General features: G+C 60.8%; 17 protein-coding genes. 5 read left to right on the top strand and 12 right to left on the bottom strand.

The window, feature by feature from the left end; genetic code table 11:
• Positions 1–254 precede the first annotated feature (254 nt).
• Both AC1RS8_RS22495 and AC1RS8_RS22490 read left to right on the top strand, forming a co-directional pair.
• Positions 255–530, top strand: coding sequence for a DUF6124 family protein (locus AC1RS8_RS22495; protein ID WP_057716188.1), 276 nt, complete (start codon positions 255–257; stop codon positions 528–530).
• Between the two features lie 143 nt (positions 531–673).
• Positions 674–2,020, top strand: coding sequence for a Fic family protein (locus AC1RS8_RS22490; protein WP_489339886.1), 1,347 nt, complete (start codon positions 674–676; stop codon positions 2,018–2,020).
• 45 nt (positions 2,021–2,065) lie between these two features.
• Here the strand turns inward: AC1RS8_RS22490 and AC1RS8_RS22485 are convergent, their stop codons facing one another.
• The 3 genes from AC1RS8_RS22485 to plsB are packed head-to-tail and all read right to left on the bottom strand — an operon-like array spanning position 2,066 to position 5,734.
• The gene (locus AC1RS8_RS22485) at positions 2,066–2,755 is read right to left on the bottom strand and encodes a DUF4197 domain-containing protein (RefSeq protein ID WP_057716186.1); all 690 of its coding nucleotides are present in this window, start codon (positions 2,753–2,755) and stop codon (positions 2,066–2,068) included.
• Between the two features lie 27 nt (positions 2,756–2,782).
• Positions 2,783–3,181 (bottom strand): YbaY family lipoprotein, encoded by a 399-nt coding sequence (locus tag AC1RS8_RS22480; RefSeq protein ID WP_489339887.1) that lies wholly within the window; start codon positions 3,179–3,181, stop codon positions 2,783–2,785.
• A 60-nt stretch (positions 3,182–3,241) separates the two neighbouring features.
• Entirely contained in the window at positions 3,242–5,734 is a 2,493-nt protein-coding gene (gene plsB / locus AC1RS8_RS22475) for a glycerol-3-phosphate 1-O-acyltransferase PlsB (protein WP_489339888.1), read from the bottom strand.
• 236 nt (positions 5,735–5,970) lie between these two features.
• Here plsB and AC1RS8_RS22470 point away from each other — a divergent pair, with 236 nt between their 5' ends.
• Positions 5,971–6,180, top strand: coding sequence for a cold shock domain-containing protein (locus AC1RS8_RS22470; protein ID WP_007954750.1), 210 nt, complete (start codon positions 5,971–5,973; stop codon positions 6,178–6,180).
• A 136-nt stretch (positions 6,181–6,316) separates the two neighbouring features.
• Here AC1RS8_RS22470 and AC1RS8_RS22465 read toward each other — a convergent pair whose 3' ends face one another.
• The 4 genes from AC1RS8_RS22465 to AC1RS8_RS22450 form a co-directional block, all read right to left on the bottom strand.
• Positions 6,317–6,694: a hypothetical protein gene (locus AC1RS8_RS22465; RefSeq protein WP_057716183.1), complete on the bottom strand. Its 378-nt coding sequence runs from the start codon at positions 6,692–6,694 to the stop codon at positions 6,317–6,319.
• 81 nt (positions 6,695–6,775) lie between these two features.
• The gene (locus AC1RS8_RS22460) at positions 6,776–7,585 is read right to left on the bottom strand and encodes a putative RNA methyltransferase (RefSeq protein WP_489339889.1); all 810 of its coding nucleotides are present in this window, start codon (positions 7,583–7,585) and stop codon (positions 6,776–6,778) included.
• Positions 7,585–8,736 (bottom strand): succinyl-diaminopimelate desuccinylase, encoded by a 1,152-nt coding sequence (gene dapE / locus AC1RS8_RS22455; protein ID WP_057716181.1) that lies wholly within the window; start codon positions 8,734–8,736, stop codon positions 7,585–7,587. Before dapE ends, AC1RS8_RS22460 begins: the two co-directional genes overlap by 1 nt.
• 237 nt (positions 8,737–8,973) lie before the next feature.
• Complete coding sequence (locus AC1RS8_RS22450) at positions 8,974–11,565, bottom strand: glycosyltransferase (RefSeq protein WP_218495033.1); 2,592 nt, start codon at positions 11,563–11,565, stop codon at positions 8,974–8,976.
• Positions 11,566–11,829: 264 nt separating this feature from the next.
• Here AC1RS8_RS22450 and tcdA point away from each other — a divergent pair, with 264 nt between their 5' ends.
• Complete coding sequence (tcdA, locus tag AC1RS8_RS22445) at positions 11,830–12,648, top strand: tRNA cyclic N6-threonylcarbamoyladenosine(37) synthase TcdA (protein WP_046041104.1); 819 nt, start codon at positions 11,830–11,832, stop codon at positions 12,646–12,648.
• A gap of 104 nt (positions 12,649–12,752) precedes the next feature.
• Here tcdA and AC1RS8_RS22440 read toward each other — a convergent pair whose 3' ends face one another.
• The 4 genes from AC1RS8_RS22440 to AC1RS8_RS22425 form a co-directional block, all read right to left on the bottom strand.
• Positions 12,753–13,157 carry a SufE family protein gene (locus AC1RS8_RS22440; protein ID WP_489339890.1) on the bottom strand — a complete coding sequence of 135 codons (405 nt, stop codon included), beginning with the start codon at positions 13,155–13,157 and terminating at the stop codon, positions 12,753–12,755.
• Positions 13,154–14,359 (bottom strand): aminotransferase class V-fold PLP-dependent enzyme, encoded by a 1,206-nt coding sequence (locus AC1RS8_RS22435; protein ID WP_489339891.1) that lies wholly within the window; start codon positions 14,357–14,359, stop codon positions 13,154–13,156. The genes AC1RS8_RS22440 and AC1RS8_RS22435 overlap by 4 nt, the downstream gene beginning before the upstream one ends.
• A 134-nt stretch (positions 14,360–14,493) precedes the next feature.
• Positions 14,494–15,528, bottom strand: a complete 1,035-nt coding sequence (gene dapD / locus AC1RS8_RS22430; RefSeq protein WP_008019559.1) for a 2,3,4,5-tetrahydropyridine-2,6-dicarboxylate N-succinyltransferase — start codon at positions 15,526–15,528, stop codon at positions 14,494–14,496.
• Positions 15,529–15,560: 32 nt separating this feature from the next.
• Positions 15,561–15,923, bottom strand: a complete 363-nt coding sequence (locus tag AC1RS8_RS22425) for an ArsC family reductase (RefSeq protein WP_154861814.1) — start codon at positions 15,921–15,923, stop codon at positions 15,561–15,563.
• A gap of 317 nt (positions 15,924–16,240) precedes the next feature.
• Between AC1RS8_RS22425 and AC1RS8_RS22420 the strand changes: the two genes are divergently transcribed.
• The gene (locus tag AC1RS8_RS22420) at positions 16,241–17,872 is read left to right on the top strand and encodes a Na+/H+ antiporter (RefSeq protein ID WP_429520661.1); all 1,632 of its coding nucleotides are present in this window, start codon (positions 16,241–16,243) and stop codon (positions 17,870–17,872) included.
• Between the two features lie 24 nt (positions 17,873–17,896).
• Here the strand turns inward: AC1RS8_RS22420 and dapC are convergent, their stop codons facing one another.
• Positions 17,897–19,096 carry a succinyldiaminopimelate transaminase gene (gene dapC, locus AC1RS8_RS22415; protein WP_489339893.1) on the bottom strand — a complete coding sequence of 400 codons (1,200 nt, stop codon included), beginning with the start codon at positions 19,094–19,096 and terminating at the stop codon, positions 17,897–17,899.
• Positions 19,097–19,147: the final 51 nt, after the last annotated feature.

Genomic DNA, 19,147 nt, shown 5'->3' with positions numbered 1-19,147 from the left:
CTGCGATGGCGGCCTGCCAGCCAACCAAGTCCTCACAGATGTACCCGATCCAATTGTAGGAGCGAGCCTGCTCGCGATGACGGACTTACAGTCGACAATGTTTATCGCCAAAGCCAACCATTCAGACCATTCCCACAAGACTTTCAGCTTGCCCGTCAGAAGCACGATCTCTAGCCTTTGCCTGTCGCTGCCAATTCAGCGATCGGGACTGCAAGCCCGCCAAAATGTTAGGCGCCTACTTTGGGAGCTTCGCAATGATCAAAGACAGTCCAGATCCCTCTGCCTCTGAATCCGAAAAACAAGTGTCACACCGTCCTTGCCCAATTTTCACCATCCGCCAAGGCGTCGATTCCGAAACTCTGCTAGTCCATGCCTACGAAACCCTTGCCTCTGCGAATGTAATGGCAACCGAACTGTCGTCCATCCTGAGCGGCCCAACCTGCAATCTGGCGCTCGGCATTCAGCAGATGATCGTCCTCGCGCAGCTATCAGTGAACCGGGTCCTCGATCAGCTGGATCCGCAGCAATAGCCAAAGGAAGAAGCCCGCTGAACCTGTACCAACCAACGGGCTTTCATTGTTCCTACATCTATCTCGGACCCGTCTGATATTGAGGCTGAAAAACTCAGGTGTTGTACTCAGAACCCCGTTTCACGCATGTTTGAGACAGCGCCATGAAAAATCCACCCACATTGAGGGGCCGGTCCGATCCGGTGTTTGATCGGCTGTTGCGATCGCCCCACAAGGAACGCCTTTCGGAGTACCTCGCCTTGCTCAAGCCCCTGGACGATCAGGGGCGTTACCTGCCGTTCGATTCATTGCGCTATCGCTGGGCGCCCGGGCTGGATTCGAACCTGTGCTGGGCCTTGGTCAAGAACGCGCGGACTGCACAGTATTCGAGCCTTTTGCCATTGGGTGAACCGGCGTGCTGGCTGAAGTTCATGCTGACGCCGCAGGCGCAAAAAGCGATTTCCGTAGTGGATCGTCAGGCGACAACCGCAGTGCTGGAATACATGACCGGCCAGATTGGCGAGCGCGCTCATTTCAGCTATTTGCTCAATGATCTGATCGAAGACGAGGCCATCAGCAGCAGCCAGCTCGAAGGTGCGGCCACCACGACGCGGGTGGCCAAGGACATGCTCAAGCGCCATCGTTCGCCGCGCACACCGGATGAACGAATGGTCATCGGTAACTTCAAGATGATGAACTTCGCCTGGGAGCAGCGTTACGAGCCACTGAGCGTTGAGCTGATTGCGGCCATGCATCGAGTTGGCGTCGAGGGTATCGACGATTCGCAGTACTCGCCTGGAGCATTCAGGACCAACGATGACGTCGTAGTCCAGGATGGCGAGGGCAACACCGTGCATTCGCCACCACCTGCAACAGGGCTCGTGTCACGTTTGCAGGGGCTGGCGAAGTGGATCAATCAACCCCACAACAACCCTCATCAAGCGGACTACCTTCATCCATTGATCAAAGCCATCGCGCTGCATTTTGTCTTGGGTTACGAGCATCCTTTTCGCGACGGCAACGGTCGGGTAGCGCGCGCGTTGTTTTACTGGTTCATGTTCAAAAATGACTTCTCGGCGTTTCGTTACATCGCCATCAGTGTTTTGTTGCGCAATGCGCCGTTGAAGTACGGGCGGTCGTATTTGAATACCGAGGCGGATGAGCTGGATCTGACGTACTTCATCGATTTCCAGTGTTCGGTGGTGTTGCGAGCTGTGGGCAGTTTTACCGGGACATATCGGAAAAGTCTGGACGATGCTGAGCAATTTGATTGCTGGTTGCGTGAAAGTGGTTTTCTCGACCAGCTCACCGAGAAACAGCGGGCATTGTTTCAGGTAGCCAGGAGCGGAATGGCCAAGGAGTTCACGGCGGTCAATGTGAAGGAAAATCTGGGTTGCTCTTACAACACGGCATCAGCCACGTTAAATGGGCTGGTCGCGTTGAAGTTGTTCGAGAAACGCAAGATGGGGCGCGAGTGGGTGTTCTTTCTAAGACCCGTATCAGCGGCCTGAACCTTTGTGGGAGCAAGACTGCTCCCACAGGTTTTGTGTAGCGGCTCAGAGCGTGCCAAACACTTTCTTCGCCAAACTGGTCGCCGCAGCCGCCGGGTTCTGGCGGATGGTTTCTTCCTGTTTGCCGATCATCTCGAACAAGCCATTCAGCGCCTGCTCGGTGACGTAGTTTTCGACGTTGGCGTTTTTCGCATCCACTACGCCCATTGTCGCCGCTTGTCCGGCGAACGAGTTGTACTGCTGGGCCAGGCCAACCTTGTCGGTGGCTTGCTTGACGATGGGCAGGAATTTGGCGCGGATCTGTTCACGGCTGGTCTTGTTCAGGTATTGGGTGGCCGAGTCGTTGCCGCCGCTGAGGATGCCCTTGGCATCTTCCACGGTCATTTTCTTCACGGCATCGACGAGGATTGGCTGGGCCTGGGTCACGGCGGTTTCTGCCGCTTTGTTCATGCTGGCTTCCAGCTCATCGACCTGGTCACCCATGCCGAACTGTTTCATCTTGCTCGCGACTTTGCCCAGCTTGCCCGGCAGTTCAATTTTCACATCGGGGTTGTTGCTGAAGCCACCCGGGGTGCCGAGTTGTTTGACGGCCAGTTGCGCGCCTTGGGTCAGTGCGTCCTTGAGGCCGCCGGTGGCGTCTTTCTGCGACAGGTCGGTGAGGGACAGCGCCAGGGCGTTGGCACAGATCATCAAGCCTGCGCACAGGCCGGCAAAGCGGAGGGTAGGGCGGAACATGGCAACTTCCTTTTTCGAAAAAGACACTTAGCGGGCCGGGTCGACACGGACCTTCAGCAGTTGTGGATCGGTGCCGTCCAGGCGCACGGCATGATTCTCGGTGGTGATGAACATCAGTTTGCCGTCGACTTCAATGCGCGCGTTCACCGAGTAACGGTGGTTGGGCTCTATCTTCAGCGGGTCGTAGCTGAGATGGAAGGCCAGCGGCACCTGCCCTTTGATCTGGCCGCGCTGTTCGTCGATGACCTTCGCCGGGGCATCGGCGAGTGAAATGTCCTGCAGGCTGACACTCAGGACCGCCGTCGGTGGCAGGGCGATGCGTTGCAGGTAGAAGACTTCTCCATCAAGGGAAGCCTTGGGCGCCGGTGTCGGGTGCTGGCAGGCTGTCAGCAGGATGGCGGCTGCGATCAGTGGCAGTTTTTTCATCGGTCAATCTCCGTATCGAGGGCGCCAGAACCGACTGGCGCCCTGATCAATCTAGACGGTTTACAAAGGTGGGGTGGCGTCGGCTGCATCTTCACTGCGATGCAACGCCACCTGACGGATCGACAAACGAATCTCCGCCGGCAATACGCGCTTGGCCGCGCCTTCGGCCAGTTCACCGAGCAGTTCGTGATAGCTCAGCTTGCCCGCTTCATCGCGCTTGAGCACGTCAAGGTCGAGCATCGTCTGGATGAAGTGGCGGAACAGGCTCTTGTCGAAGAATTCCGGGGCGTTCAGGCCATGCAGGATCGACAGGCGTTGGGCCATGACCGTGCACAGGTCTTCCAGTTCTTCGGCGCTGATGCTGTTCTGGCCGCTGTTGAGCAGCAGGGACACGGTCATGTAGAAGCGCTGCAAGGTCTGGGCGATGCTTTTCGACAGCAAGGTCAGCAGCACGAAATGCCGCGAGCTTGGCGCCGGGCGCAAGTACACGTCGTTCTCGAAGCGCAGCAGGCCTTGCTCGACGAACGACTCCAGCCATTGATCGATCACCGCATCCAGTTCGTCCAGCGACCAGCGAATGAACAGCTCCGCTTGCAGGTAGGGATACAACGCGCGGGTGTAGCGCAGGATCTGCTCGCGACTCATGCGCGAGGCGCTCTGGAAGAAGCTCGCCAGCAACGCCGGCAGCGCGAAGATGTGCAGTACGTTGTTGCGGTAGTAGGTCATCAGGACGGCGTTTTGTTCGTCCAGATAGAGAATCTTGCCCAGGGCATCGCTTTGCTCGGACAGCAGGTCCATGTCCTTCACATGCTCGATCAACGCCCGGCCATCGCCTTCCGGCAAGGTGGTGTGTGGCGAATAGGGGACCTTGCGTAGCAGCGCCAGGTACAGATCCAGCACACGCGCCATGGCCCGGTAATCCAGCGCCAGTCGGGTGGTCGACAGCAGCGCCAGTGCCACCAGGTTGACCGGGTTGATCGCCGCCGCTTCGTTGAGATGTTGTGCGACTTTCTCGCCTAGGCGGTTGGTGGTTTCGTTGAGCCAGGCCGGTCTGAACTGCGGGCCAAGTTCCTGTTTGCGCCAGTCCGGCTGTTCGCTGTCGAGGAATTCCGCCAGTTTGATCGGCTCACCGAAGTTCACCGCCACCTGGCCGAAGCGCTGCTTGAGTGCGCCAATGACTTTGAAAATATCGAAGATCGACTCTTTCTTCTTGGCCGCACCGCGCAGTTCGCCGAGGTAGGTCCGGCCTTCCAGCACGCGCTCATAGCCGATGTACACCGGCACGAAGACGATGGGCATGCGCGATGAGCGCAGGAAGCTGCGCAGGGTGATCGCCAGCATTCCGGTTTTCGGTTGCAGCATGCGCCCGGTGCGCGAACGGCCACCCTCGACGAAATACTCCACCGGGAAACCCTTGGTGAACAGGGTGTGCAGGTATTCGTTGAACACCGAGGTGTACAGCGGGTTGCCCTTGAAGGTGCGACGCATGAAGAACGCACCGCCGCGACGCAGCAGGCCGCCGATCACTGGCATGTTCAGGTTGATGCCCGCGGCAATGTGCGGCGGGGTCAAACCGTTGCGGAACAATAGATAGGACAGCAGAAGATAGTCGATGTGGCTGCGATGGCACGGCACGTAGATCACTTCGTGACCCTGGGCGACCTTCTGCACGCCTTCGATGTGGTTGACCTTGATACCGTCGTAGATCTTGTTCCAGAACCAGCTCAGCACCACTTCCATAAAACGGATCGCAGTGTAGGTGTAGTCCGAGGCGATTTCGTTGCCGTAGCGTAGCGCTTGAGCTTTGGCTTTCTCCGGCGAGATGTTCTCGCGCTCGGCTTCGTCGAGGATCGCTTGTTTGACCTGTGGCTGGTTCAGCAAGCCTTTGACCAGGTTGCGGCGGTGGGAAATGTCCGGGCCGATTACCGCAGCCTTCAGGTTGCGAAAGTGAACCCGCAGGATGCGCTGGGCCATGCGCACGGTGCGTTCGTGGCCCTTGTCGTGCTCGATCAGTTCGCGCAGGTGGATCGGCGCGGAGAACTGCACGCGGGTCTTGCGTCCCAGGACGATGACGCTCAGTAACCGACGCAGACGCCCGGTAACGGCCCAGCTGTCGGCGAACAGGAGTTTCCATGGGCTGTTTTCGCTGTCCGGCGACTGCCCCCAGAACACGCTGACCGGGATGATCTGCGCATCTTCGGCGGCGTTCTGGCTCAGGGCGCTGACCAGGCGGGTCAGTGTCGGCGGCGCTCCGCGCTTGTCCTGGCGGCCGAGCCAGTCCGGGTCCGGCGTCAGGTAGAAGAACGCGGCAGGTTCCAGCAGGTTGCCCACCGATACCGGCAGTACCGGGCGTGGCAGGCCGGCCTTGCTGCATTCGGTGTCGACCACGGCGAGGTCGGTCAGCGAAGGGTTTTGCAGGACGTAGAACACCGGACGACTGCGGTCGAGGTCAAGGGTGAACGACGACTGGTTGATCGTCTCGGAGCGAACCCAGAGGTACAACAGTCGGCGCAGGGTGCCAAACACAAGACGGCGGAACGGGGAGCGGGTCATACGGCTTCTGCGTGAGTGAAAAAAACCAAGCAATTGCTTGGGCGGCCGATAGTGTGCCGGATTCGTCGAAAATCGGCAAAAAAGCGTGGAAGTAAACTCCTGTTGAGAGTTTTAACGTCTGTCATATACTCGGCGCTCTGTCGCCGTTGCCCTCATGGGACCGGTATGCGCAGGCTGACGTTCCCGAGGCTTTCCTGCGAAAAGCCCGACCAATAATAAAAAGGGAGTATGAACAAATGGCAACACGCGAAACCGGCAACGTGAAGTGGTTCAACGACGCCAAGGGCTACGGCTTCATTCAGCGCGAGGACGGGGTGGACGTGTTCGTGCATTACCGCGCGATTCGCGGTGAAGGCCACCGTTCGCTGACCGAAGGCCAGCAGGTTGAATATGCGGTGGTGGAAGGGCAGAAGGGGTTGCAGGCTGAGGATGTTGTAGGTCTGTAACCAGAATCTTCAGAACGCCCAAAAACACTGTGGGAGCGAGCTTGCTCGCGATAGCGGTCTGACATTCAACATGGATGTTGACTGAAAGGGCCTCATCGCGAGCAAGCTCGCTCCCACAGGTTTGGTGTGTAGGTTTTTACGCGGTTTTCCAGGTGATTTCTTCTTCACCATCGGCGCTGATGCGAATCCAGCGGTCCGCCGTCTCTTCACCTTCTTCCTCGACCCAGGTGCCCGGTGCACAACGCACTTCCACGTTGAGCGCGGCAAACGCGGCGCGGGCGCAGGCGATGTCGTCGTCCCACGGGGTCTGGTCGCTTTCCAGATACAGGCTGTTCCATTTGCCGACGGCTTTTGGCAGCCAGGTCACTGGCACGTTGCCAGCCTTGCACTTGTAGGTCTGGCCCTTCTGGACCCAATCGGTGCACGGACCCAATGCCGCACCGAGCCAGGCGGCAATGGCTTTGTGGTCGACGTCGGCGTCTTTCAGGTAAATCTCGATATCGGGTTGGCGCATGGATGTCCTCACTGCGGGTCTGAAAAATCCATTCGCGGATTTAGCCGGTCTTGAGCATTTGCCCGAGACCAAAAATTAAGGTTATTGAAGTACGAAATAATCGTAGCGCATCGACACGGTGACCTCGAACGGCTCGGCCTGCTCGATAACGGCAGCACGGCGCTCGGCACTGGCGCGCCAGCCGTGGGGCGTCATGGCCAGCAGGTTCGCCCGGTCCTGACCGCTTTCCAGCGTCAGTTTGAATTCCAGGGTTTCGCTGTGGGCCAGCGCCATGCCTTCCGGCACCAGGGCCAGGTGCTTGTCGTCAGTGTATTCACGAACTTCGTCGTACAGCCGCTCACGCAGTTCCATCAGGTGGCCGCTGGTCGGCCCGACTTTCATCAGGCCACCGCCAACACTGAGCAGGCGCTTGGCTTCTTCCCAATCCAGCGGGCTGAAGACGCTGGCCAGGAACTGGCAACTGCCGGAAGCCAACGGCACCCGCGCCATGCTGGCGATCAACCAGGTCAGCTGCGGGTTGCGTTTGCAGGCGCGTTTGACTGCTTCGCGGGAGATATCCAGGGCATAACCTTCGGCATCTGGCAGTGCCTCGGCGATTTGCGCGGTGTAGTAACCCTCGCCACAACCGATGTCCAGCCAGTGCTGTGGTGCTACACCTGTCACCAGCTCCGCCAGACGCTTGGCCACCGGGGCGTAGTGCCCGGCATTCAAAAAGTCGCGGCGGGCTTCGACCATTGCCTGGTTATCCCCAGGGTCACGGCTGTTCTTGTGCTGCACCGGCAACAGGTTCAAGTAACCCTGGCGCGCACGGTCGAAACGATGCCCGGCGGGGCAGGCCACGCCGTTGTCCACCGCATTGAGCGGCTCACTGCAGATCGGGCACGCAAGCATCAGGCGAGCAACTTGATCAGGGTCTGGTAGTAGATTTCGGTCAGCACGTCGAGATCGGCTGCCAGCACGCGTTCGTTGACCTGGTGGATGGTCGCGTTGACCGGGCCCAGCTCAACCACCTGGGTACCCATGGTCGCGATGAAACGGCCATCGGAGGTACCACCGCTGGTGGACGCCTTGGTTTCACGACCGGTGATGTCCTTGATGCTCGCCGACACCGCGTCGAGTAGCGCGCCAGGTTCGGTGAGGAACGGCAGGCCGGACAGCGCCCAGTCGATGTGCCAGTCCAGGCCATGCTTGTCGAGGATGTCGGCGACGCGCTTTTGCAGGCCTTCGACCGTCGATTCGGTGGAGAAACGGAAGTTGAACACCGCCACCAGGTCACCCGGGATCACGTTGGTCGCACCGGTGCCGGAGTTGACGTTGGAGATCTGGAAACTGGTCGGCGGGAAGAAATCGTTACCGTGGTCCCAGTGCTCGGCAGCCAGTTCGGCCAGGGCCGGGGCGGCGAGGTGGATCGGGTTCTTGGCCAGGTGCGGGTAGGCCACGTGGCCTTGCACACCGCGCACGGTCAGCTTGGCGCCGAGGGAGCCGCGACGACCGTTCTTGACCACGTCACCCACCAGGGTGGTGCTCGACGGTTCGCCGACGATGCACCAGTCCAGACGTTCCTTGCGTGCGGCGAGGCGTTCGACCACGGCCTTGGTGCCGTGGTGCGCCGGGCCTTCTTCGTCGCTGGTGATCAGGAACGCGACTTTGCCTTTGTGATTCGGGTAGTCGGTGACAAAACGCTCGGAGGCGACGGTCATGGCGGCGAGGCTGCCTTTCATGTCGGCGGCGCCACGACCGCAGAGCATGCCGTGTTCGTCGATCAGCGCGTTGAACGGTTCGATCTGCCAGGCCGCCACCGGGCCGGTCGGGACCACGTCGGTGTGGCCGGCGAAGCACAGCACCGGACCGTCGTCCTGGCCGTGGGTGGCCCAGAAGTTATCCACATCTTCGATGCGCATCGGTTCCAGGGTGAAACCGGCATCGCCCAGGCGCTGCATCATCTGCTTCTGGCAATCGGCGTCGATCGGCGTCACGGACGGACGGCGGATCAGGTCGATGGCGAGTTGGAGGGTCGGCGAAAGGTCGGCGTGGGCCGTCATGGAAAACTCCGAAAATCATGAATGTGGGCGCGGGCTAAATGTGGGAGCGAGCTTGCTCGCGATGGCGTTGTGTCAGTCAACATAAACTTTGATTGTTACATCGCAATCGCGAGCAAGCTCGCTCCCACAGGTATCGGGTTCGTTCTGTAAACCCCGACACGCCAGGCCCCGCAAAATGGCGCTTATCTTAAAGCAAAACGGCGACCATTGGCCGCCGTTTAGTGCATCCGCGCAGATTTAGACGACAGGTGCCGTTTCAGGCTCGGTGGCCGGTTTCGGCAGCGACGACAGGAACGCCATGATCAGCGCCGCGACGTACGGCAGCGACTGCACCAGCAGCATGATGACCCAGAAACGCATGTCGTTGCTCGGCATGCCGTTCACCAGGTAGATCCCCAGGGCCGCGCTCCACAACAGCAGCATGATGAACATCTCTTCCCGGGCTTCGGAAATCGCCACCCAGAAGCCGTGGTTGTCGGCATTCTTCGGCGTACGGAAGAACGGAATGCTGCTGGTGAAGAAGCCGTACAGCACCGCTTTGGCGATGGTGTGGGACAACGCCAGACCGGCCAGCGCCGCGCAGAAGGCATCCTTCAGATTCACCCCGACCGCACGACGGTAGAGGAAGATGATCTTGGCGACCTTGAACACGAACAACGCCAATGGCGGGATTGCGAAGATCAGCAGCGGCGGATCGACCCGTTGCGGCACGATGATCATCGCCGCCGACCACAATAGCGCGCCGACGGTGAAGAAGATGTTCATGCCGTCCGCCACCCACGGCAACCAGCCCGCCAGGAAGTGGTAGCGCTGGCCACGGGTCAGCTCGGTGTCCTTGCCGCGCAGCAGGCTGGCGGTGTGGCGCTTGATGATCTGGATCGCTCCGTAGGCCCAGCGGAAACGCTGTTTCTTGAAGTCGATGAATGTGTCGGGCATCAGGCCCTTGCCGTAGCTGGTGTGGTAATACGCTGCCGACAGGCCTTTTTCGAATACCCGCAGGCCCAGTTCGGCGTCTTCACAGATGCACCAGTCGGCCCAGCCCAGCTCTTCGAGCACCGAGCGACGGGTCATGGTCATGGTGCCGTGCTGGATGATCGCGTCGCGGTCGTTGCGGGTGACCATGCCGATGTGGAAGAAGCCTTTGTATTCCGCGTAGCAGAGCTTCTTGAAGGTGCTTTCGTTCTGGTCGCGGTAATCCTGCGGCGACTGCACCACGGCGATTTTCGGGTCGGCGAAGTGCGGCACCATGTGCTTGAGCCAGTTCGGGTGCACGCAGTAATCGGAGTCGATCACCGCGATCACTTCGGCGTCCTTGGCAGTGTGCGGGATCAGGTAGTTCAGCGCGCCGCCCTTGAAGCCGGCCAGTGGTGCCACGTGGAAGAACTTGAAGCGCGGGCCGAGGGTTTCGCAATAATCGCGCACCGGTTCCCAGACCGCCGGGTCCTTGGTGTTGTTGTCGATGATCAGGACTTCGAAGTCCGGATAGTCGAGGTTGGCCAGGGCGTTGAGGGTCTGTTTGACCATCTCCGGCGGCTCGTTGTAGCAGGGCACGTGAATCGACACTTTCGGGCGGTAGCTGGAGTCGCCTTCCACCGGCAGGAACTCGCGCCGGCGCTTGTGCACCCACACCGCTTCGGCCAGTTCATGGGCTTCGGTCAGCAGCACGATAAACACCCCGAGCGCACCGAGGGCGAGCAAGAAGCCCACCGTCAGGCTGAACCAGGTGCTGTATTGCTGGCTGTAGTCGTAACCGATCCACACCAGCACCGAACCACACAGGAACGCAATGAAGGTCAGGAAGGTACGGCCACGCTGGCGCAGGGCCGAGCCGTCGATCATCAGCAGGGTCAGCGACAACAGCGCCAATACCACCGAACCAATGGCCAACACGCGCCATTGCGGAATCGCCACCACCGGGCCTTCGAAGTTGAACTTCTGCTGGCGCGCGGCGTTGAACACGCCCCAGTAGGCGCCGACGGAACCTTCGTCGCTGGCTTTCCACGGCTGGTCAAACGCTTCGATCACGAAGTAGTTGAAGCCCTGGCGGTTGAGCTTGTTGACCAGGGTTCGCAGATAAATCGCCTGGTCCGCGGGGGAGGCGTCGGCGCCACCACGCATGCGGCCGTTGCTCGGCCAGCCCACCTCGGACAGCAGCAGTGGTTTTTTCGGGAACATCTTTTTCAGGTCGCGGGCGCGGTCGAGGACGAACTGCCCGGCCTTGTCCATCGGGACGAATTCCCAGTAAGGCAGGACGTGCGCGGCAATCAGGTCGACGTGCTTGGCCAGTTCCGGGTGTTCTTCCCACACGTGCCACTGTTCGGACGTAGTCACCGGCACTTTCACGGCGGCACGCACGCGATCGAGCATGACGCTGAGTTCCTGGGCGGTGATTTCCTTGCGGTAAATGGCCTCGTTGCCGACCACCACACGAACCACGCTGCGCGAGGAGTTGGCGATTTCAATGGCGCGGGTGATTTCCCGTTCGTTGCGTTCCAGGTCCGGGCTGATCCAGATCCCCAGGGTTACCCGCAAGCCGAACTCTTCCGCCAGTTTCGGGATGTTCTGCAGCGTGCCATCGACCGAGTAGATGCGGATGTTGTCCGTCAGCTTGCTCATGATCTCCAGGTCGCGACGCATTTGATCGTCGGTCGGGTACTGGTCTTTCTGCGGGAACTGGCCCTGCTGGAATGGCGAGTACGAGAAGCCGGAGATCTGTTCAGGCCAGTTGGGGGCGGTGACCGGGCGGTTGATCAGCGCCCAGAAGCCGGTAAACAAGGCTGCGATGGCGAGCACCACGACCAGGTTGAGTCCAAATTTACGCGATGACATAGTTATTTCGGGTTCCAAAGACTGTGGAACGAAGGAACGGTTGGCGGTCGCCAAGGGGCGCGCATCCTACACCGGGCATTCTCTGGTCGTACAGCGGACAGGGAATTGCCGGACATTGGGCAATCCAAGTCGGTTTAAGTTCTTTCTTTAGAGCGTGTAGGACGAATCTTTGTTCGATGTAGTTTTCGTGGATGTTGCCCGTTCATAGCGCAATGATGCTCTTGGGCGCCGACGGCCCTATAATGCGCGCCGGTTTTTGGGGTAATGGTCATGAGTACAGAAGATCCGCGGTTTGCTGGCATCGCCCGCTTGTATGGCATTGAAGGCCTTGAGCGCCTGAAAGCGGCCCATGTGGCGATCGTGGGCGTCGGTGGCGTCGGTTCCTGGGCGGCGGAAGCCATGGCCCGTTGTGGTGTTGGCGAAATTTCGCTGTTCGACCTCGATGACGTCTGCGTTAGCAACGCCAACCGCCAGTTGCACGCGCTGGACAGCACGGTGGGCAAGCCCAAGGTTGAGGTGATGGCCGAGCGTCTGCGCGGGATCAACCCGGACTGCACGGTGCATGCGGTGCCTGACTTCGTTACCCGCGACACCATGGCCGAGTACATCACGCCGAACATCGACTGCGTGATCGACTGCATCGACAGCGTCAATGCCAAGGCCGCGCTGATCGCCTGGTGCAAGCGGCGCAAGATCCAGATCATCACCACCGGCGGCGCGGGCGGGCAGATTGACCCGACGTTGATCCAGGTCTGCGACCTCAATCGCACGTTCAATGATCCATTGGCGTCGAAGGTGCGCTCCACGCTGCGCCGCGACTACGGCTTCTCACGCACCGTGACCCGTCACTACAGCGTGCCGTGCGTGTTTTCCACCGAGCAACTGCGCTACCCGAAACCGGACGGCAGCATTTGCCTGCAGAAGAGTTTTGTCGGTGATGGGGTGAAGCTCGACTGCGCCGGCGGGTTTGGCGCGGTGATGATGGTGACGGCGACCTTCGGCATGGTCGCGGCGACCAAGGCTGTGGACAAGATTGTGGCAGGGGTGCGGCGGCCGGCGGAGCGGGTCAAACCGCAGGTTTAGTCGGTGTGGCTGAAGGCCTCATCGCGAGCAAGCTCGCTCCCACATTGGAATGCGTTCCTCCTGTAGGAGCGAGCTTGCCCGCGATGGGCTACGAAGCAGCCCTCTTATCGAGCCAACTCTCGCATCCGCTGAAGCACCGCATTCAAGCCATTGCTGCGGGACTCGGACAACTGCCGCCCCAACCCCAGCTGATTGAACCAGTCCGGCAAATCCACTTGCTGCAACTCGGCCGCGGACAAGCCGTTGACCCGCGCCAGCAGCAACGCCACCAACCCGCGAATCAACCGTGCATCACTGTTGGCGCTGAACTGCCAATGACCGTCGCGCAACTCGCCCACCAGCCACACCTGGCTTTCACAGCCGTGTACCCGATTAGCGTCGCACATTTGCGTGTCGCTCAACGCGGGCAGGCGCTCGCCCCATTGCATCAGCAGGCGTGCGCGTTGTTCCCAGCCTGCCGCTTTCTGAAAGATATCGAGTGCCGTCACGGCATCGGCAGGCAGGTTCATCGCAATAGCTCCAGCGCCTGATCCAGGGCTTCAAAGAACCGCTCCAGGTCTTCGGAATCGTTGTATAGCGCCAACGACACCCGAATCGCTCCGGCCAGTTCGAAGCGTTTGAGCAGCGGCATCGCGCAGTGGTGGCCGGCACGCACCGCGATCCCTTGTTCGGTCAGCAAATGCGCGAGATCGGAGTTATGCACACCCTCGACGGTGAAACTGGCCAGTGCCACTTGCGGCTTGCCCAGCAGGCGAATGCCGTTGCGCGCCTCCAGGCCCTTGAGTAGACAGTCATGCAACGCGGCTTCATGGGCAGACACGGCGTCCTGATCGAGCCCGGCGAGGTAGTCCAGGGTCGCTCCCAGGCCGATCACGCTGGCAATCGGCGGCGTCCCGGCCTCGAAACCCAGCGGTGCCGGGCGAAAGCGTGCGTCGTGATAATTGGCATCGAGCACCATTTCACCACCGAACTGCCAGGGACGCAGTTGTTGAAGTGCTGTATTGCGCCCGAACAGCACGCCCAGGCCATCGGGGCCGTAGAGCTTGTGGCTGGAGAACACATAGAAATCACAGCCCAGCGCCTGCACGTCGTGGCGACCATGGACCACGCCCTGGGCGCCGTCGATCACGGTCAGGGCGCTGTGCGCCTTGGCCAGTGCCAGCAATTGCGGCAGCGGCTGCCATGCGCCAATCACGTTGGACAGCTGGCTGACCGCCAACAGACGCGTGCGTGGGCCGATCAAACCGGCGGCGGCTTCAAGGTCGATCACGCCGTCGGCATCCAGCGGCAGGATCACCAGTTTCAGGTCGCGACGGTGCGTCAGTTGCTGCCACGGCAGCAGGTTGGCGTGATGCTCCAGGGCGCTGATGACAATCTCGTCGCCCGGATTGAAAAGATGTTCCAGGCCATAGGCCAGGAGATTCAGCGCGGACGTCGCGCCGTGGGTAAAGATGATCTGCCCGCAATCGCCAGTATTGAGCCATTGCGCGACTTTGCGGCGGCTGTCCTCGAACGCCTGGGTGGCGTGGGCGCCGGGCAAATGCTGCGCCCGATGCACGTTGGCCGCGCCGTTGGCGTAGTAGTGCGCCAGGGCATCGAGCAGGGCTTGAGGTTTTTGCGTAGTGGCGGCGTTATCCAGATAGGTCTGGTCTTGCCGTTGCAGGGCGGCGATGGCCGGAAAATCGGCACGCCAGGGGGAGAGAATCATCATGTTGTTCGCCTGTACGCCTGCCCCCTGTAGGAGCGAGCTTGCTCGCGATGGACGTCAACGATAACGAGCACGTGTCGTCTAATCGTCCATCGCGAGCAAGCTCGCTCCTACAGCGGTGCGGGTGGTCGTGTGGCTTAGTTGTGAGCGTGCAGCGCTTCGTTCAGCTCGATGGCCGATTTGTGGGTTTTGCATTCCACGGCACCGGTCTCCGAATTGCGACGGAACAGCAGGTCCGGCTGGCCGGCCAGTTCACGGGCCTTGACCACTTTGACCAGTTGATTGTTCTCGTCCAGCAGCGCGACTTTGGTACCGGCGGTCACGTACAGGCCCGACTCGACGGTGTTGCGGTCGCCCAACGGGATACCGATACCGGCGTTGGCGCCGATCAGGCAGCCTTCGCCGACCTTGATCACGATGTTGCCGCCGCCCGACAGGGTGCCCATGGTCGAGCAGCCGCCGCCCAGGTCCGAACCCTTGCCGACGAATACGCCAGCGGATACGCGGCCTTCGATCATGCCCGGGCCTTCGGTGCCGGCGTTGAAGTTGATGAAACCTTCGTGCATCACGGTGGTGCCTTCGCCCACGTAAGCGCCCAGGCGCAGACGCGCGGCGTCAGCGATACGCACGCCGGCCGGAACCACGTAGTCGGTCATTTTCGGGAACTTGTCCACCGAGAATACTTCCAGCAGCTCGCCGCGCAGGCGGGCTTCGAGTTGCAGTTCGGCCAGTTCGCTCAGGTCGACAGCGCCCTGGCTGGTCCAGGCCACGTTCGGCAGCAGCGGGAAGATCCCGGCCAGGTTCAGGCCGTGTGGCTTGACCAGGCGATGGCTCAGCAGGTGCAGCTTGAGGTAGGCCTCAGGGGTGGACGACAGCTGGGCGTCTTCGGCCAGCAAGGTGGCAACCAGCGGCTTGTGGCTCTCGGCCAGGCGGGTCAGCAGTTTGCCTTGTACCGCGTCGATGCCTTTCACGGCTTCAGCCAGTTGCGCGGCCTGCGCGGTGGTGAAGGTGATGGCCTGGTTGCCTTCGCTGTAACCGAGGATCGGCGCAATGGCGGCGACCAGTTCGGCGGACGGGTTGAGCAGTGGCTGGGCGTAGAACACTTCCAGCCATGCGCCTTGACGGTTTTGAGTGCCGACACCAAAGGCCAGGCTGAACAGGGTAGTAGACATGTTGATACCTCTAGCAAATTGAAACGGGCTGCTTACTTGAGCGCGGCCGCGTAGATATCTGGCTTGAAGCCAATCAGGGTTCGGTCACCGAGATCAAGCACCGGACGCTTGATCATCGAGGGTTGTGCGAGCATCAGTTCGATGGCTTTCGTCTGGTCGAGATCGGCTTTGCATTCGTCGTCGAGCTTGCGAAAGGTCGTGCCTGCACGGTTCAACACCACTTCCCAGCCGTGCTCGTTGCACCATTGGGTCAGGTGTTCACGGTCGATACCGACCGCCTTGTAATCATGAAAGTCATAGCTGACAGCGTGTTCATCGAGCCAGGTGCGCGCCTTTTTCATGGTGTCGCAGGCTTTGATGCCGAAAAGGTGCAACGTTTTGCTTGAAACGGTCAAGGAATTGCCCCCTTTGCAGGTGCCGTAAATAAAAGGTGACGGATTATGCCATGGCCGGACGGTTTCGCGGCGGCTGTGGTCGGGTTTGTCTCTGAGTCATGGCATAAAACCTTTGTAGGAGCGAGCTCGCTCGCGATGAACCTGAGAACGCCGCGGGGTGTCAGGTATACAGCGTCATCGTTAACGACCATCGCGAGCGAGCTTGCTCCTACAGGGGGTTGTAGTTCAGGCGTGCGACATTGGTGCAAGGGTCAGTAGACAGTCTAAGCGGCTAATATGGCACTTCAATGCTGTTGATCGTCCGGGAACCACGCTTTATGCAAACCGCTTATACCGTCCTGATCCTGTTGATGCTGGTTGGCGTTTCGCGCCTGATCGGACGGGTGGTTCCGCTGCCGTTGCCGTTGGTGCAGATTGCCGCTGGGGCTTTGCTCGCCTGGCCGACCCTGGGCCTGCACGTGGCCCTCGACCCCGAACTGTTCCTGTTTCTGTTCCTGCCGCCGCTGTTGTTCTCCGACGGCTGGCGCATGCCCAAGCGCGAATTCTGGCACTTGCGCGGCCCGATCCTGACCCTGGCAGTGGGCCTGGTGCTGTTCACCGTGGTCGGCGCCGGGTATTTCATTCACTGGTTGCTGCCCGGTGTGCCGTTGCCGGTGGCGTTCGCCCTGGCAGCGGTGCTGTCACCGACGGATGCGGTGGCGGTGTCGGCCATTTCCCGCAACAGACTGCCGACCCCCTTGATGCACATCTTGCAGGGCGAGGCGCTGATGAACGACGCCTCGGGCCTGGTGACATTCAAGTTTGCCCTGGTGGCGGCGGTGACCGGTGTGTTCTCGCTGGCCAATGCCAGCCTGACGTTCGTGCTGGTCGCTGTCGGTGGCCTGGCGGTCGGGGTGGCTTTGAGTTGGCTGGTCGGCCGTCTGCGGGCGTGGATGATCGAGCGGGGCTGGGATGATCCGGCGACGCATGTGGTGTTCATGTTGCTGCTGCCGTTTGCGGCCTACGTGCTGGCCGAGCGCATGGAAGTGTCGGGCATCCTCTCGGCGGTGGCGGCGGGAATGATGCAGAGCTGGCTCGACCTGTTGCCGCGCCAGACCAACACGCGCTTGCTCAACCGAAGTGTCTGGTCGCTGCTGGAGTTCGCGTTCAACGGTTTGATCTTCCTGCTGTTGGGTTTGCAGTTGCCGGACATCATCAAGGCGGTGGCCAGTCACGAAACTTCGCTATGGCCGACGTTGTTGTATCGCGGGCTCGACGTGGTGGCGATTTTCCTGGTGCTGCTGGTTCTGCGGTTCGTCTGGGTGCAAAGCATCTGGCGATTGTCGGTACTGCTGCGGCGCTTGCGCGGCAAGGGTGAAGTGACCCGGGTGCCGACGGCGCGATCCTGTTGGTTGCTGACCGTGGGCGGCGTGCGCGGGGCCGTGACGCTGGCGGGTGTGATGTCGGTGCCGATGCTCATGGGCGGGAGCGCATTTCCCGAGCGCGATCTGCTGATTTTCATCGCCGCCGGGGTGATTCTGCTGTCGTTGATTGCGGCCTGCATCGCGCTGCCACTGTTGTTGCGTGGCATCGAAGCCAGTCCGGACGACAAGCGGCGCAACGAAGTGCGCGACGCCTGGCGCAAGACCGCCGAGGCGGCCATTCATGCGCTTGAGGCAGAAGAGGTCAATCCACAGGACGCCGCCCAGTCCGCACTGGCCGTCGAGCTCAAGGCGCGGATCATGTCCGAGTACCGACATCAGTTGGAGGTGTTCAACGACTCCGCTGAGGCGCAAGCCCTGGCGTTTCAGATGGACTTGCTGGAACGGCGTTTGCGCTTGAAGGCGCTACGGGCGCAGCGCCTGGAGTTGTACAGCCTCAGTCGTCATCACCAGATTGGTGATGACGTGTTGCGTGAGGTGTTGGGGGAACTGGATCTGAGCGAGGCCAAACTCGGTCAGGTGAAGTAACACCTGCCCCCCCCCGTGGGGGGGTTATTTGCGGCGCTGGATGAAATCGCGAATCCGCTCGGCTGCTTCAACACACTCTGCCAGCGGCGCAACCAGCGCCATGCGCACACGCCCGGCCCCCGGATTGACGCCATCGACGTCCCGCGACAGGTAAGAACCCGGCACCACGGTCACGTGCTCCTGCTCGAACAGGTCTCGGCAGAACGCAGCGTCGTCACCGGCGACATTCGGCCACAGGTAGAAACTGCCATCCGGACGCTGTACGTCCAGCACCGGGCTGAGGATTTCCAGCACCGCATCGAACTTCTCGCGATACAGCGCACGGTTGGCGCGTACGTGTACTTCGTCATTCCACGCGGCAACGCTGGCCAGTTGGGTTTGAACCGGCATCGCACAGCCATGGTAGGTGCGATAGAGCAGGAAGCCCTTGAGGACGTCGGCATCACCGGCCACAAAGCCCGAGCGCAGGCCTGGCAGGTTCGAACGCTTGGACAGGCTGTGGAACACCACGCAACGCTTGAAGTCCTTGCGACCCAGTTCCGCGCAAGCGCTGAGCAGGCCTGGCGGCGGCGTTTGTTCGTCGAAATACAGCTCGCTGTAGCACTCATCGGCGGCAATCACGAAGTCGTATTCGTCGGCCAGGGCGATCAGCTTTTTCAGGGTTTGCACCGGAATCAAAGCGCCGGTCGGGTTGCCTGGCGAGCACAGGAACAGGATCTGGCAGCGTTTCCAGATGTCCGGCGATACGGCGTCGAAATCCGGGTTGAAGCCGTTTTCGTCCAGGCATGGCAGGTAATGCGGCTTGGCCCCGGCGAGGAACGCCGCGCCTTCGTAGATCTGGTAGAAGGGGTTCGGGCTGACCACCAGCGCGTCATCGCCACGGTTGACCACGGTCTGGGTGAAGGCGAACAGCGCTTCGCGGGTACCGTTGACCGGCAGCACGTTGCGCGCCGGGTCGATCCAGCCCTTGGGCACATCGAAGCGACGCTCGCACCATGCCGCGATGGCTTCACGCAGCTCCGGGATACCGAGTGTGGTCGGGTACACGGCCATTTTTTCCAGATTGCCGGCCAGGGCCTCGGCGACAAAGCTTGGCGAACGGTGTTTCGGCTCGCCGATGGACAGCGCGATCGGACGCTTGTCCGGATTGGGCGTCACGCTGCCGAGCAGAGCGCGGAGTTTCTCGAACGGGTAGGGCTGGAGCTGGGACAGAGCGTTGTTCATCGATAAATCTCATTCGGTGTTGGAGCGGCGCTGGTCCCTGTAGGAGCGAGC

It is taken from the genome of Pseudomonas sp. GW821-FHT12A04 (assembly GCF_058807755.1).
This window is presented reverse-complemented; position numbering and strand designations above follow the sequence as displayed.

Coding starts and splice junctions, on each gene's coding strand:
- AC1RS8_RS22495 (WP_057716188.1), top strand. CDS start 255: ATGATCAAAGACAGTCCAGATCCCTCTGCCTCTGAATCCGAAAAACAA.
- AC1RS8_RS22490 (WP_489339886.1), top strand. CDS start 674: ATGAAAAATCCACCCACATTGAGGGGCCGGTCCGATCCGGTGTTTGAT.
- AC1RS8_RS22485 (WP_057716186.1), bottom strand. CDS start 2,755: ATGTTCCGCCCTACCCTCCGCTTTGCCGGCCTGTGCGCAGGCTTGATG.
- AC1RS8_RS22480 (WP_489339887.1), bottom strand. CDS start 3,181: ATGAAAAAACTGCCACTGATCGCAGCCGCCATCCTGCTGACAGCCTGC.
- plsB (WP_489339888.1), bottom strand. CDS start 5,734: ATGACCCGCTCCCCGTTCCGCCGTCTTGTGTTTGGCACCCTGCGCCGA.
- AC1RS8_RS22470 (WP_007954750.1), top strand. CDS start 5,971: ATGGCAACACGCGAAACCGGCAACGTGAAGTGGTTCAACGACGCCAAG.
- AC1RS8_RS22465 (WP_057716183.1), bottom strand. CDS start 6,694: ATGCGCCAACCCGATATCGAGATTTACCTGAAAGACGCCGACGTCGAC.
- AC1RS8_RS22460 (WP_489339889.1), bottom strand. CDS start 7,585: ATGCTTGCGTGCCCGATCTGCAGTGAGCCGCTCAATGCGGTGGACAAC.
- dapE (WP_057716181.1), bottom strand. CDS start 8,736: ATGACGGCCCACGCCGACCTTTCGCCGACCCTCCAACTCGCCATCGAC.
- AC1RS8_RS22450 (WP_218495033.1), bottom strand. CDS start 11,565: ATGTCATCGCGTAAATTTGGACTCAACCTGGTCGTGGTGCTCGCCATC.
- tcdA (WP_046041104.1), top strand. CDS start 11,830: ATGGTCATGAGTACAGAAGATCCGCGGTTTGCTGGCATCGCCCGCTTG.
- AC1RS8_RS22440 (WP_489339890.1), bottom strand. CDS start 13,157: ATGAACCTGCCTGCCGATGCCGTGACGGCACTCGATATCTTTCAGAAA.
- AC1RS8_RS22435 (WP_489339891.1), bottom strand. CDS start 14,359: ATGATGATTCTCTCCCCCTGGCGTGCCGATTTTCCGGCCATCGCCGCC.
- dapD (WP_008019559.1), bottom strand. CDS start 15,528: ATGTCTACTACCCTGTTCAGCCTGGCCTTTGGTGTCGGCACTCAAAAC.
- AC1RS8_RS22420 (WP_429520661.1), top strand. CDS start 16,241: ATGCAAACCGCTTATACCGTCCTGATCCTGTTGATGCTGGTTGGCGTT.
- dapC (WP_489339893.1), bottom strand. CDS start 19,096: ATGAACAACGCTCTGTCCCAGCTCCAGCCCTACCCGTTCGAGAAACTC.